This window comes from Candidatus Firestonebacteria bacterium RIFOXYD2_FULL_39_29, assembly GCA_001778375.1.
GTDB lineage: Bacteria > Oederibacteriota > D2-FULL-39-29 > D2-FULL-39-29 > D2-FULL-39-29 > D2-FULL-39-29.
Genome location: MFGV01000087.1, coordinates 31505 through 44984, shown reverse-complemented (window position 1 = coordinate 44984; position 13480 = coordinate 31505). Strand labels below are relative to the sequence as shown.

General features: G+C 40.8%; 12 protein-coding genes. 9 read left to right on the top strand and 3 right to left on the bottom strand.

Going from position 1 to position 13480, the window contains the following annotated elements:
- Nucleotides 1–238 precede the first annotated feature (238 nt).
- The 4 genes from A2536_12475 to A2536_12460 all read left to right on the top strand — a co-directional run bounded on the left by A2536_12475 (nt 239) and on the right by A2536_12460 (nt 3698).
- Complete coding sequence (locus A2536_12475) at nt 239–1315, top strand: hypothetical protein (protein OGF44437.1); 1077 nt, start codon at nt 239–241, stop codon at nt 1313–1315.
- Between the two features lie 12 nt (nt 1316–1327).
- A complete protein-coding gene (locus tag A2536_12470) occupies nt 1328–1900 on the top strand; it encodes a hypothetical protein (protein OGF44436.1) in 573 nt (190 codons plus the stop codon).
- A 329-nt stretch (nt 1901–2229) separates the two neighbouring features.
- Nucleotides 2230–3279: a hypothetical protein gene (locus A2536_12465; GenBank protein OGF44459.1), complete on the top strand. Its 1050-nt coding sequence runs from the start codon at nt 2230–2232 to the stop codon at nt 3277–3279.
- A gap of 14 nt (nt 3280–3293) precedes the next feature.
- Nucleotides 3294–3698 (top strand): hypothetical protein, encoded by a 405-nt coding sequence (locus A2536_12460; protein ID OGF44435.1) that lies wholly within the window; start codon nt 3294–3296, stop codon nt 3696–3698.
- Between the two features lie 157 nt (nt 3699–3855).
- Here A2536_12460 and A2536_12455 read toward each other — a convergent pair whose 3' ends face one another.
- Nucleotides 3856–5424, bottom strand: a complete 1569-nt coding sequence (locus tag A2536_12455) for a dehydrogenase (protein OGF44434.1) — start codon at nt 5422–5424, stop codon at nt 3856–3858.
- Nucleotides 5425–5899: 475 nt separating this feature from the next.
- Here A2536_12455 and A2536_12450 point away from each other — a divergent pair, with 475 nt between their 5' ends.
- The gene (locus A2536_12450; GenBank protein ID OGF44433.1) at nt 5900–6892 is read left to right on the top strand and encodes a hypothetical protein; all 993 of its coding nucleotides are present in this window, start codon (nt 5900–5902) and stop codon (nt 6890–6892) included.
- Nucleotides 6893–7023: 131 nt separating this feature from the next.
- On the opposite strand, the gene A2536_12445 is transcribed toward A2536_12450, so the two are convergent.
- Together A2536_12445 and A2536_12440 are read right to left on the bottom strand one after the other, a co-directional pair.
- Entirely contained in the window at nt 7024–7887 is an 864-nt protein-coding gene (locus A2536_12445) for a hypothetical protein (GenBank protein OGF44432.1), read from the bottom strand.
- A 130-nt stretch (nt 7888–8017) separates the two neighbouring features.
- Nucleotides 8018–10678, bottom strand: a complete 2661-nt coding sequence (locus A2536_12440; protein OGF44431.1) for a helicase SNF2 — start codon at nt 10676–10678, stop codon at nt 8018–8020.
- Nucleotides 10679–11142: 464 nt separating this feature from the next.
- On the opposite strand from A2536_12440, the gene A2536_12435 reads away from it, so the two are divergent.
- The 4 genes from A2536_12435 to A2536_12420 are packed head-to-tail and all read left to right on the top strand — an operon-like array spanning nt 11143 to nt 13480.
- Nucleotides 11143–12723, top strand: a complete 1581-nt coding sequence (locus A2536_12435; GenBank protein ID OGF44430.1) for a hypothetical protein — start codon at nt 11143–11145, stop codon at nt 12721–12723.
- Nucleotides 12720–12956 (top strand): tRNA methyltransferase, encoded by a 237-nt coding sequence (locus tag A2536_12430; protein ID OGF44429.1) that lies wholly within the window; start codon nt 12720–12722, stop codon nt 12954–12956. The genes A2536_12435 and A2536_12430 overlap by 4 nt, the downstream gene beginning before the upstream one ends.
- A gap of 54 nt (nt 12957–13010) precedes the next feature.
- Entirely contained in the window at nt 13011–13250 is a 240-nt protein-coding gene (locus A2536_12425) for a hypothetical protein (protein ID OGF44428.1), read from the top strand.
- A 23-nt stretch (nt 13251–13273) separates the two neighbouring features.
- Nucleotides 13274–13480, top strand: coding sequence for a thiamine biosynthesis protein ThiS (locus A2536_12420; protein ID OGF44427.1), 207 nt, complete (start codon nt 13274–13276; stop codon nt 13478–13480).

Below are 13480 nucleotides of genomic sequence, written 5' to 3'. Positions count from 1 at the left end.
ATCAGCTAGTGTTAAGCAATATTATTGCCTATATCAGTGGAATCTATTTAAAAAAGGAGGGAAGAACAAAATGAAAGAAAAGTTCAGGTTTGTAGTCTTCGCAATTCTTGCAGTTGTCCTGACGTATTCCGTTCTGCTTGTCGGCTGCGGAAAGAACCCGTTTACCGCTGTGCTTAGCGGTTCCGGTGTCGGTGGTAACGTCAAAGTATCTATTGCAAAACTCTAAAGGGAGACGACAATGAAAATTAATAAAGCTGTGAAATTTATTAAAATCTATTGTTTGCTCCTGGCTCTAACCCTGGCCTGTATGCTGGTAGCAAAACAAGTGTCACCCTCTCCTGCCTTTGCGGCGATGTATAAAGCACATAATACTGCAGCAACGATAGAGTCCTTTGTTGTAAAAATAAAGTCAATTTGGGTGCAGAACGGCAGTACTATAATGGAAACTGTTTGGTCAGGCTCCCAGGAAGTAGATCTCACCTCTGTATCTTCACTGGGAAGTGTTATGACTTTTAATGGAAATGTTACTCCGGGGCCATATAACAGTATTTCAATAAACTGTTCTGCGCACCCTTTGGTGAAAGGCAGTGTTGTCGTAGACGGCGTGACCTACTATACGAAAACTAATCACACTAATTATACCGTCGGACCTGCTGAGCCTGAAGATTTGATGTGGAATGCTGTTGACGGGGATCCGGTCGCTCCTTACCGTCTTCTTACATTCTTCTCTCAGCCGTTTACAGTTACAAATACACCTCAGGATGTAAATGTATCTATAGATCTTGATTATTGCTTATTGTATTATGATGGTGTAACGGGAACAAGCGGCGGATCATCTCCTGACTCAGCAATAACTACTGCAGGAATGCATCTCTTATATGTTCCTTCAATAGTTACATTAGGAGCTCCTTCAACAAAAGAAGCTTATGAATATAGTATAAACTCAAATCCAATAAAAGGCCGTTTGACCATGCTCTTTGACGGGGCAGGAAAATTACTTGGCGGTGGCAGCAGAAATATGTTAGTTGATAATAGTGGTCAGAATATGGGCAATTATGGATCCTTCTTCGACCAGTATGCGTCTGATTATCTTACTGCCAATAACGGTATTGACCCGAATGCATATGTGGATAACGGGAACGGAACATTCACGTTGACGATGAGAAATGGTGGTGCATCTGGCGGGCTAGAAACTGTTTTTACTGATTTTAAACGTCAAACACACACCGGAACGGTTACATCCAATATGTACGGTCCCGGAAGGACTTTAACCAGTACAACTACAACTCCATACTCATGTACCAAAACATATTAAGGAGGTAAAACAATGAAAAAGTTATTAACAAGTCTGGTTCTGCTTATTGCCGTTACCGGTTTTTCCTACGGCGGGGAATTTGTTGTTGACACTACAGTAGGTGCATATTTAACACCGTCAAGTACCCTTATGTGGTACAGGGATACCGGGGTAACCTATAATAAGTTACCTCTAAATCTTGGCGTCAGAGTTTCACACAAAGTATATGATGGTTTTGCTTTAACCGGCACAAATGAAAACTACAGAATAACCGGGTTGGTTTTTATGCCTTTTGATAAAATAGTTTCCGGAATCAGCGTAAGCCCTTTCGCGGGAGCTGCCTTAAATAATTCTACTGACGTTACGGGTTCGATCTCGATAAACGCAGGTTTTGATTCCACCCTTAAATTATTGTCTTTTGCCGGCTTTACCCCTGTAGTCGGCGGAGAAGTCTTATTCTTCACAGATGCAAAACAAGCCGAATACTATGGCGGTTTTGAATATACGGTAATTCCCAATTTAAAAGCCGCAGCCTTATATTCAGCCCTATACACCTCGGGTCAACACAAAATTGGTTTTGGCGTAAAAGTAAGTTACACGTTCTAACATAAAAAACAGGCAGGGTCAAAGCCCTGCCTGTTTTTTCATTTTGAAGGGGACTGCACCCGCTCTTGGGGGCTGTCCCCGTATTTTAACTCATACGACACGTGCGAGAAATGATGGAAACTGCACCCGAAATTTTATCTTTCCGTCAACAACTTCGTAGATTAATATTATCTTGACAATAATGCCTGCCTAGTGTAAAAATATACCATAATAAAACAAAGGGTGAAAAGAGTTAAAAACTCATTTTATTGAAAGTCAGTTTCTCCAACAGCTTGTTGGAGAAATGCTTGTTTGCTTTTACTATTATTAATATTATACTGGAGGATAAAATGATAGAAAACAAAAGCAACATGTTTGACGCAAGTTATCCTGATTTGTTGAAAGACATAAAAGAAAGAATAACATCTGCGAGAATAAAAGCCTCGAGGTCTATTAATCATGAACTTATTCAGCTGTATTGGGATATTGGCAAAATGATTGTATTACGCCAGGAAAAATACGGTTGGGGGAAGGGTATTGTTGAGAAGCTATCAATTGATTTGATAGAGGAATATAAAAGCAAAAATGGCTTTTCTGATAAAAATTTATGGCGTATGAGGTTGTTTTACATTGAGTATAAGGATTTCCCAAAACTCGCACAGCTTGTGCGAGAAATACCATGGGGTCAAAATATTGCCATTTTGCAGATGGTTAAATGTAATGAAGAAAGAGAATACTATCTTAAAGCTACAGCAGAAATGGGTTGGAGTCGGAATGTGCTTATTCATCAGATTAAAGCCGGTGCGTATAAATATCATAAAAACCTTCCAAAACAGCATAATTTTGTCAAAACATTGCCGGCTCATCTTGCCGAGCAGGCGGATGAATCGCTAAAAAGTATATATAATCTTGATTTTCTTGATATAAAAGAATCTGTTATGGAGCGAGAGTTGGAAAAGCGCCTTGTAGAAAAAGTGAAACGTTTTATGCTTGAAATGGGGAAGGGCTTTTCATTCATAGGCAATCAATACCGCTTAACTCTCGGCAATAATGAATACTTCGTCGATCTTTTGTTTTTTAACAGGATTCTCAGGTGCCTGGTGGCAGTTGAACTGAAAACCGTTAAGTTTGAGGTGGAACATTCTGCTAAACTTGACCTATATCTTGACTTGTTAAACAAGCAGACCAAATATAAGGGAGAGAACCCATCAGTAGGGATAATCTTTTGTGTAGAAAAAGATTCTGTTGTGGTCGAATACTCCATGAGCCGGGCTTTAAATCCTATGGGCGTAGCTGAATATAAGTTAACTTCAAAACCATCCAATGAACTAAAGAAACTCTTACCCGCCAAAAAAGAAGTTGAAAAAGAACTAATAGCGGAGTATAAGAAGAGGAGTTAGAAAAGGAGCAAAAGGTGAAATCGCCACATACTAAAGCAAGTTTTGAAATTCTATTTGTTATTATGGTTGTCATTGTAATTGCAATATTGTTCTCTCCTTATTGTGCTGAATATTACTTGAGGAGTGTTGATTATTTTTCTCAAAAACCGTTTAATTCAAGTGAATGGAAGATAAAGTACAACAGCGAAAACCCTGTCAGACAGAAAATGAGAAATGATCTTTTAGCAAGGTATGACTTTAAAGGAATGACAAAAGAACAGATTTTAGAACTGTTGGGAAAACCTGATCGTGAAATACCTTCCGAAAGGATGTGGTGCTATTATCTCGGAACAACAAAACATTTCATCCCAATGGACAAGCAAGAGCTGAGATTGGTATTCCAGGGAAACATCGCCGAAAAACAATACATCTTTAGATAAACCATTGATTTTGTATTTATTTTGTTTTCTTTTTCTGGTTTATCTATTTTGTTTCGAATTTTCAGCCACAAAAGCTTCGGCGGGCTTCGTTTCACTTCGCGAGTTTAGAATTTAGTGATTAACTATTAGTTATTGTTTAGTGCTTAGGATTTAATTCTTAGTGATTTGCCCTTTCCACTGCCCTAATCCCGTCCGCCGCCGAACTAGTAATTCCTCCCGTATACCCCGCACCTTCTCCAATCGGAAACACCCCTTTTATATTTACCAATTCAAATTCTTCCGTGCGTTTTATCCTTACCGCGCAAGAGGTTCTTGTCTCGGGCGCAAGTAAGAGGCCGTGTTCTGAAACATATGACGGATACTCGGGTTTCCAGTGGTTAAAAGCAGCTTTAAGTGTTTCACTTATAAACTTAGGAAAAATCTGAGTAAGATCTGCGGACTTGGTTCCGATCTTACAGGAGTTTTTGTTTAAAACCGTAGAGGTTTTTCCATCTAAAAAATCCATAAGGTTCTGGGCGGGAACTTCAAAATTACCGCCGCCTGCGTTGTAAGCTTTCGCTTCTATCTCCTTTTGAAACTCCATTCCGGATAACGGTGAGGCGGAGGGGTAATCAGACGGCTGACACGTTATAATGAAAGCGGTGTTTGTAAAGGCTGAGTCCCTTTTTGAATAACTCATACCGTTTACTACCAGAAGGCCGTTCTCTGAGGAAGCGTTTACGACTTCCCCGCCGGGACACGTACAGAAAGTGTTTAATCTTCTCTTTGTTTTCTCATCGGTATAATTGAAAGAATAACCCGCCGCACCGAGGGGGGCAAAGTTCTTGTACTTTTCACCGTACTTCATCTGATTTATTATTTCAACGGGATGTTCTACTCTTATACCGACTGAAATAGGTTTTTGCTCCAGCGTTACGCCTTTTTCATCAAGGAGCAGAAAGGTGTCCCTTGCGGAATGTCCGAGTGCAAGATAAACAGTTGAAGAAAGGTGTTCCTTTTCACCGTTTATTACTACGCCGTTGACTTTGCCGTCAAGTGTTATGAGGTCGGTCATCTTCGAATTAAAGAAAATTTCTCCGCCGTTTTCAATTATATAGTTCCTGATGTTTTTAACTATCTCACAAAGAACATCTGTTCCCAGATGCGGCCTTGCGGCATATTTTATCTGCGGCGGTGCTCCAAATTTTATCAAAGTATCTATGACTTTATCAATGTATACTGAATTTCTGGCCCGGGCAAAAAGTTTTCCGTCTGAGTATGACCCCGCGCCGCCTTCGCCGAACTGGATATTTGATTCGGGATTTAAAACTTTTTCTTTTACAAAGGTATTAATATCAGCATGCCGTTCTTCTATTTTTTTGCCTCTTTCAAATATTAAAGGACTTTGCCCATACTCAATAAGGGAGAGCGCCGCAAACATACCTGCGGGACCGAACCCGATGACAATTGGTCTATCCTTGGACGGTTTGGGTGTTATTACCTGAGGTAGCTTCTCAAGAAAGACAGGTAAATTCTCCCTGTTGGGGAATGAGGGCGGTACTTTTACGGCAATAGAAAGCTTATAATAAAACTGCTCCGGATTCTTAGCATCCAGCTCTTTAAAAAGTATCTTAACGAGCTTTACCTGCTCTTCTCCAAGGACGAGTTTCTTCGCCGCCACAGAAATATACTGAGAAATCCCGTCCTTTTCAACAGGAATCAAGAGATCATTAATTAGTAGTTGCAATAGTTCCTACCTTCTGCTTTTATCAGTGGAATCCTAAAGTTTTGTAATCTCATCTAAAGATCCGCCCAATATAAACTGGCGGAGGTGGAATCGTTCTTCTATTATTAATTGCAATTTAGCCATCCTCGCTTATTGTTTGTTTGTAGTGTAGGGACAAGCACGCTCTTTTGCCCACCAATCTCTAAGGAGGGCTTGTCCGGACAGGCATGCCTGTCTCTACAATATATCAGTCATATCTTGCTTAGTCAAGGGGGCTGACAACAGCTTTACCTGTCCGCAATTTATAAGTAATTGTATTTCTTTGAAAAAGAGGTTAAAATGATTTTACATTTAAAATAGTTGCTTCATTTTGAGATAATATGCAAAAATATTCTTATGATGTAATAGTCATCGGCGGGGGTACTGCGGGCGTGATTGCAGCAATACAATCGGGACGTGCCGGGGCAAAAACATTTCTATAGTTGAAAAATGCGGAATGCTCGGCGGGACGCTGACGGTCGTTAACTTTCCCGGTGTTTTTTATGCCTGGGGTAAACAGGTAATAAAAGGTATCGGCTGCGAGCTCTGTGTTAAGGCGCTCGAGGAAGAAGGGAAATGTCCTCCTTCTGCCTCGGCTTACGCGGCCCTTTCAAAACAGCACGCTCTGGCTGTAAATCCGGCGTTATATGCGATGATCTGTGATGCGGAAGCGGCGGAGGCCGGGGTTGAAATACTTTTTCACTCAATGCCCGCGGAAGTAAAGCGCTCGGGTAGTATCTGGAAAATAAAACTTTGCAAAAAAGAAGGTCTTCAGGATTATTCTGCGAAAGTTATTGTCGACTGCACCGGGGACGCAAATGTTATCAAACTTGTAGGTTTCAAAATACAAAAACAAAAAGTTCTTCAGACGGCTGCGACTATCTTTTCCTTAAGCGGATATGAGTTTAAAAAATTAAACAAGACGGCTTTGATTGCAGAATATAAAAAAGCAATAAAGAAACGTCTTTTCGCCGACGCAGAGTTCGGCTGGGGCGGAAAAAAATTAGGAGACCGCTTGCTCCGGCTTCTTGAGGGCTGCGGATTAAACAGCATTCATGTGAATGAATATTATGCGGATGGAAGTAAAGGCGAGACAGCGCTTGAACTCGGAGGCAGGGCGTTGATACTAAAGATCTACCGCTGGTTAAAAAAACAACACGGACTTAAAAAATTGGAAATATCATTTTTAGCTCCCGAGTGCGGTGTGAGGGAAACCGTAGTTATCGACGGTAAAGCATATATTACGATTAAGGATTATGAGTCGGGCCGTCTTTGGCCGGACGCGCTCTGTTACAGTTTTTACCCTGTTGATGTGCATACTTACAAAGGCACAGGCCTGATATTCCGCCATCTAAAAGACGGCATTCTGCCTATAGAGTTCAGGCCTCCTGTATGGCGATGGGCCAGGCCGCCGGAGCAATGGCCGCTCTTTCCGCCAAAAAGAACATAGACCCCGAACAACTTCCACTTCCGGAGATACACAATCTCCTCGAAAAGCACGGCGCCATAATACCAAGGTAAAAGGGACTGACAACCGCTTTATCGGTGTCTGTCCCTTTTGTTTCTGTTGTTTATCCGATTCTATCTTCTTTGGGAATTTCCGGCTCTTTTCTTTGTGTCTGATTTCTCCGATTTTCCCGGCTGCTTTGTTTTACCGGTAATTTTAGGCTTTTTATTTTTACTGATTTTGGTGGCCTTGGCTGAGCCGGTGTTTTCGTCAATATCGATACCGAACATTTTGCCTGCGTCCGCGTCGTTAATTACCCGGGATGTTTTTTTCTCTGCTTTTTTAAGCATATTTTTTGATTTATCACGCAAGGCTTCTGTTATCAGATCGTCCATCTCAGCTTTACGCAGCAGGAACAATAGCTTGGGGTCGTCATCCAGATTTGCGCCGACTCCATAAAGCGTTGCCGCCACATGCTTGCACATACTTGCCCAGTCCGGGCAGCTGCAGCTGAAAGTAATCTCTTTAGGGGAGGGAAATAACCCTTTTCCTTTCGCGGTGACTATTTCCATGAGGTCTTTGGGGAACCTGCCTTCAATAAGCTCCTGTAAAGATTCTATTTTACCTTCACATTGTCTTTTTATTTCGTTCCAGGATTCCTTTTTTAACGGTTTTATTTTTATTGCCACTTCATAAGGACGCGAACGTGTTCCCTGTACAAGCGAGGTTACTTCTCCCTCGCTTATTTTGAAATCCAAAACACATCCGTTCCTGATGTAACTGCGGCCTCTGCCGATCCTGTTTGAATAATCTGCGTATTTTTCAAGGTTTGTATTCCATGCTATACCCCACCAGGTGCGGGCGAGCTTGTTTCCCTGTAAAATCAACGGGGTAATATCCGGATTCTTCTTCTTCAAATGCTCCAATTTTTTCTGCGCTTTTGCCCTTTTTTCTCCAACCGACTCATATCGTGGAAATCCCCCATAGTAGTATCCCATAATTTTATCCTCCTCCCGTTATACGATTATTTGTAAATTCACCCAAAACCGGTTCTCAAATATTTTTCATTTTTGTAGTTGCCTGATTTATCAGGCTGATGCTCAATAAATTGAGCAACTACAATAGATTTCATAGTGACAGTGAAAACAGATTCATCAGTTTATCGTTGTTCATTTCGGTTATCCAGGAAGCATTTGAACTTTGTATAATTTCGTTTGATAGATTTGATTTTTCCTGCAGCATGGCGTCAATTTTTTCTTCAAGTGTTCCTCGGGTAATAAATTTATGGACTATCACGTTTTTTTTCTGTCCTATCCGGAAAACCCTGTCGGTTGCCTGATTTTCAACTGCCGGATTCCACCATCTGTCAAAATGAATAACGTGGTTTGCCGCTGTCAGGTTTAAACCCACGCCCCCGGCTTTAATGGATAATACCATGAACGGAACATATTCATGACCCTGGAACTTTTCAACAATGTCTTTTCGTTCATTAACAGGTGTACTGCCGTGAAAAACCAGGCCTTTATGCTTGAATATTGTTTCCAGGTATTCCTTGAGAGGCTCTGTGATTTCCTTGAATTGAGTAAAGATTAAAACCCTTTCTCTTTTTTCAAAAATTGTTTCGCATATTTCACGCAGTCTTAAAAATTTGCCGCTGTCAAGCTCGGAATATTCGTCTCTTCCCAGATATTGATCCGGATGGTTGCAAAGCTGCTTAAATTTCATAAGAGAGGCAAGTATCAGTCCTTTTCTCTCGATTCCCTCAGTTTTATCTTTCAGCATCGTTTTTATTTCTTCTACAAGCTTACCGTAAAGGACAACTTGTTTTTTACTTAAATCTGAATACGTTTTCATCTCAACTTTATCAGGCAAATCGGAAATAACGGATTTGTCGGTTTTCAACCTTCTTAAAATGTAGGGGGAGGTGATATTTTTCAGTTTTGTATACCCGTCCGGATTGTCTTTTAGTTTTTTGGAAAAATTTGAAAACTCCTTGACGCTGCCCAGCAGCCCGGGATTTAAAAAATCAAATAAAGACCAGAGGTCGCCTAAACTATTTTCAATAGGAGTTCCGGTCATGATTATTCTGTTGTTTGCATTAAGAGTTTTGACGGCTCTTGTTTGTTTTGTTCCGGGATTTTTAATGGCTTGAGCCTCGTCTAAAATGACGTAGTTCCATTTATATGTTTTAAGCCAGTCATACTTCTTGGATAAAGAATAGGTTGTGATCACAAGATCATATTTGTCTATAAAATCCTTATCAGGGCCGGCGGCGTAGTTACTTTCCTCAAAAACCGGATGAGCTATGTGATACTTTAAGTCCGGCGAAAATCTTTGAATTTCGTTAATCCAGTTGGAAATAAGGGAGGCCGGTATTATCAGAAGGCTTGCGGGTTCCTGCTTGTTTGCCTTAAGCGCGTTCAGGAAAGCCAGCAGTTGTATGGTCTTCCCTAATCCCATGTCATCTGCCAGACAGGCGCCAAACTGCAAGGAATGAAGAAAATAAAGCCAGTTTAATCCTTTCTGCTGGTAGGGTCGAAGTTCTCCCTTGAAATTATTCGGTATGCTCACAGAAGCTATCAACTCAGGTTTTCGAAGTTTTTCAATAACGGATTTAAGCCAATCCCCGCCGGAAATCTCCACTGTTTCATCGTTTAATATGCCGAGGTCTTTCTGTAAATTAAGCTGCAGGTGCATGGCTTCTTTTAAACTAAGTCCTCCCTTATCCATCATCTGCCGCGCTTTTTTGTAAGCTTCAAGCGTCTTTTTGAGGTTTTCCGGATTAACCTCCATCCATTTACCTTTAATAAACGCAAGCCCTTCTGATTCATTTAGCAGTTTTATAGTTTCCTTTTCAGTCAATTCGAGGTCGCCGGATAAAAGTTTTATTTCAAAATCAAGAATTGAGTCTTTACCCAGAAATGAAGGGGAACTGTTACCGATACGTATATCAAGTTTCAGTGTGCTTGTTCTGTTCTTCCACCAGTTTGGAATCCGGCAGAGTATACCGTATTTTTCATAAACAGGAATTTCCTCTAAAATATTGTATGCATCCTTGGCTGATAATGCTATGGGATGAAATATTTCGCCGTTTTCAATAAGGCCGGCAACAATCCTGCTTTCCTTGGCGGCTAAATGCACGGTGGATAAAAGTTCCAGCAGTTTTTTACTGTTTTTGCCGTGCTCTAATAAAGCATGTTTTAGCGGAACATGTCTGTATTTTCCCTGCTCATTTAAGCTTGTGGAATATGTTGCCAGAAAAGCGAAAGGTAAATCCTCATTTTTGCTTTCCACAAGATGAAAATATACACGTCCTGCGAGATGAACATCAGGACTGAAAGTTTTAATTAATTCATCAACGGAACTTTTGTGGGTTTTTAATTTGTTTTTAAAAGCTGTGTCTAATTTAACCCAGATAGTTTCAAGAAAAGCCGGGGTTATGTACTCTGAGCCGACCATAAAGGGTAGGCGGGACAATAAATCATCAATTTCAGCAATTGTTAAATCTGGCTTTACCGACTCTCGCAAAACTTCAAGGTCGGGTGTTTGCGTAAGCTTTTTTACATACAAGCCCGTTGACTTTCTAAAAAAATCCAAGCTTGCTGATAATGGTGTAGATTGACTGCTAAAACCCAGGAATAAAATAAAAGAGCTGAAATCTTCCGTGTATCTTTTGTATAATTCGTTTTGCAATAATTCCTGAGACTTGTTTACCGGATCTTCTATTTTCCGCCATTCAAGTTCTATGCTCTGATCCGGCAGGCAAACAGCAGTCAGTTCTTTATACATCTTATCCTTCCATATAATCTGTTGATAGACCTATCATCTGAATATTTATACTCTTCTTTTGTTGCTTTGGCAAGGTTTGTTTTCTTCCCGGAAATCCGAAGTAGAAAACATTCACTTTTAGGCATTAAGGTTGCTTTCGGGTCTAATTCCCTGCCTCCGAACCACCCTCTATGTTCGGGTATAGTACCGTTAAACTGAAGTATAAATGGTTCAAGGTTTAATGATATCGTTTATGACGTTATGCCAAAAAAAACCGAGCAGCCTGTCCGTCAAAGTTTCTGACGAGATCTCGCCCTTAGCGGATCCGCCAATCTTTTAGGAGGATAAGCTCGGAGAGGTTAATACCCAAAAGTCAATAAAGCCCTTCTAAAAAATATATAACAAAAAAGACTTGACAAAAGGCAGTAAATGTATTACAATCCCTACTAAGGCAGTATGAATAGTAGAGTAAGAGAGGGGGGAGTATGAACCCAAGTGAACTCGAAGAATTAAAAAAAGGCGGGGTCGTAAAACTTAAAGGTAAAGATATGTTTTCAGTTTGGGTTAAGGCGGTTTGCGATAATATGGACGCGGTAAAGCTTCGCAAAGTGGCCGAGATTGCGGAAAAATACGCAAAAGGGGTAATACTGTTTACTTCTAGACAGTTTCCGATAATACCCTTTGTCCAACTTAATGACATTCAGACAGCAAAAGATGAGTTAGAAAAAGTCAACCTGGTTCTTGACCGGTGCGGCGCAAGGGTAAGGAACGGGGACGTCTGCTATGATTCCAAGTTGTGTGAATATGCCGTCTTAAATCCTATTGACTTAGGCGGGAAACTTGATTCTTTCTGGACTAATGACAGGGGCGGGTTCAAGATCAAGACATCCATTGCCGGGTGCGAAAGGCAGTGCACTTCTCCGCAGGTTCTTGCGGATCTCGGGTTTGTGGCAAGAGAGGAGAAAGACGTAAAGGGTTATGACGTGTATCTGGGCGGAAAACTGGGGCTTGAACCGTTTGTGGGGCTAAATATTGCGAAGCTGCTTTCAGAAGAACAGTGCGTGGCTTTAGTTGAGAACTATGTAAATTTTATCCGGAAAGAAGGTAAACCTGGGGAGCGGTCTGCAAATCTAATAAGGCGGCTTGGCGCGGAGACGGTTAAAGCGGCCGTGACAAAGGATCTCGATAAAGCGGTAAAGCTAACCGTTCGGGAGTGCGATACAAAGCAGAGTAAAACCGCTGACAAAGAGCATACTATAGCCAGGTTTAAAGCAATAAACGGCGAACTGACTTCCGCGCAGGTTAAAGTTCTCGCGGATATAGCAGAAAAGCACGGTCTTGGTTTCATACATTTTTCAGTAAGAGGTGGGCCGGAAGTTCCGGGTATTAAAAAAAGCGAGTTGTCCGGTATTTTAAAAGACGCGGCTGATAAGGGTCTTGAGTTTCTAGACAGAGGTGTTGACAATATCCAGTCCTGTTTTGGCAGATATTGTACTAACGGGGGATTTGATGTTCAGGATCTCTTATGTAAAGTTGATAAGCTTGTAGAGAAAGTCGGGTTGAGTGACTTGAATATCAAAATCTCAGGTTCAGGATGCCCGAACTCCTGCGGAATATCTTTGTTATCGGATATCGGATATTCAGGAGTAGTCCTGCCGGTTGTTGTAAGCGAAAAGTGTAACGGCTGCGGTATTTGTCCGAAGGCGTGCGTGGTAAAGGCGATTGACATGGCAGACGGCAAAGCGATTATCAATGAAGAAAGATGCAGGAACTGTGATTTCTGTGTAAAATCCTGCCCCTTCGATGCCATCGTAGAAAAGAAGCGGGGAATTGCGGTATACGCGGGAGGTGTTGGCCCTCATTTTAAAGATGACAATTATCCCGGAGGAGTGAAACTGGCAGAAAAAGTAGCAGATTTTATTGATGAAGCGGAGGCGTTACGGATTACCGAAGTATTGCTGAAGATTATTAAAGAAAAGAATAAAAATATGAGAACTATTATGGATGAAGAAGGAGTTGACACAATAAAAACAGCTATTCAGGCGCAAAAAGGAAGGAGCTTATGAGTGAGATAAAAGCGGATCATTTTTTGGATATGAGGAAAGTCAGCTGTCCTTTGAATTACGTCAGGACCAAATTAAAGATAGAAGAAATAGCGGTTGGAGAGACGTTAGAGCTTCTTCTTGGCGACGGAGAACCTGTTGTTAATGTCCCGCGAAGCGTAAAGGAAGATGGACATAAGATATTGAGCCTTAAACAAGTTAAAGATTATTATTCCGTGATTATCAGAAAATGCTAAGAAGGTTATAATTGAATAATGAAAGACAAAATAACCTAATTCAAAGGGGTTGTTATGAGTAAAAAATATTTCGAAACGCATTCAAGAAGTATATTAAAAGCCATTAGCTGGAGGACGACAGGTACGCTGGATACTATTGTTATTTCATTTGTTTTGACAGGTAAAATTAAACTTGCGTTGTCTATAGGGCTGGCTGAATTAGCAACAAAAACTGTATTGTATTACCTTCATGAAAGGCTCTGGAATAAAATAAAGTTTGGCAGAAAGGAAGAACCGGTTGAATATAATATTTAAAAGAATTAACAGGGGGGAATGTTATGAAAGTTCAAATAAACGGAAAAGAATTTGATTTAGCCGGAGAAATAAGTGTTTCGGATTTACTGGTTAAAAACAAAGTCGAAAGTCCTGACATGGTCAGTGTGCAGTTAAACGGGGAATTTGTAAAGAAAGAAGAGTTTTCTAAAACCATTATAAAAGAAAAGGACGCTGTTGATTTCCTGTACTTTATGGGCGGAGGAATGTAA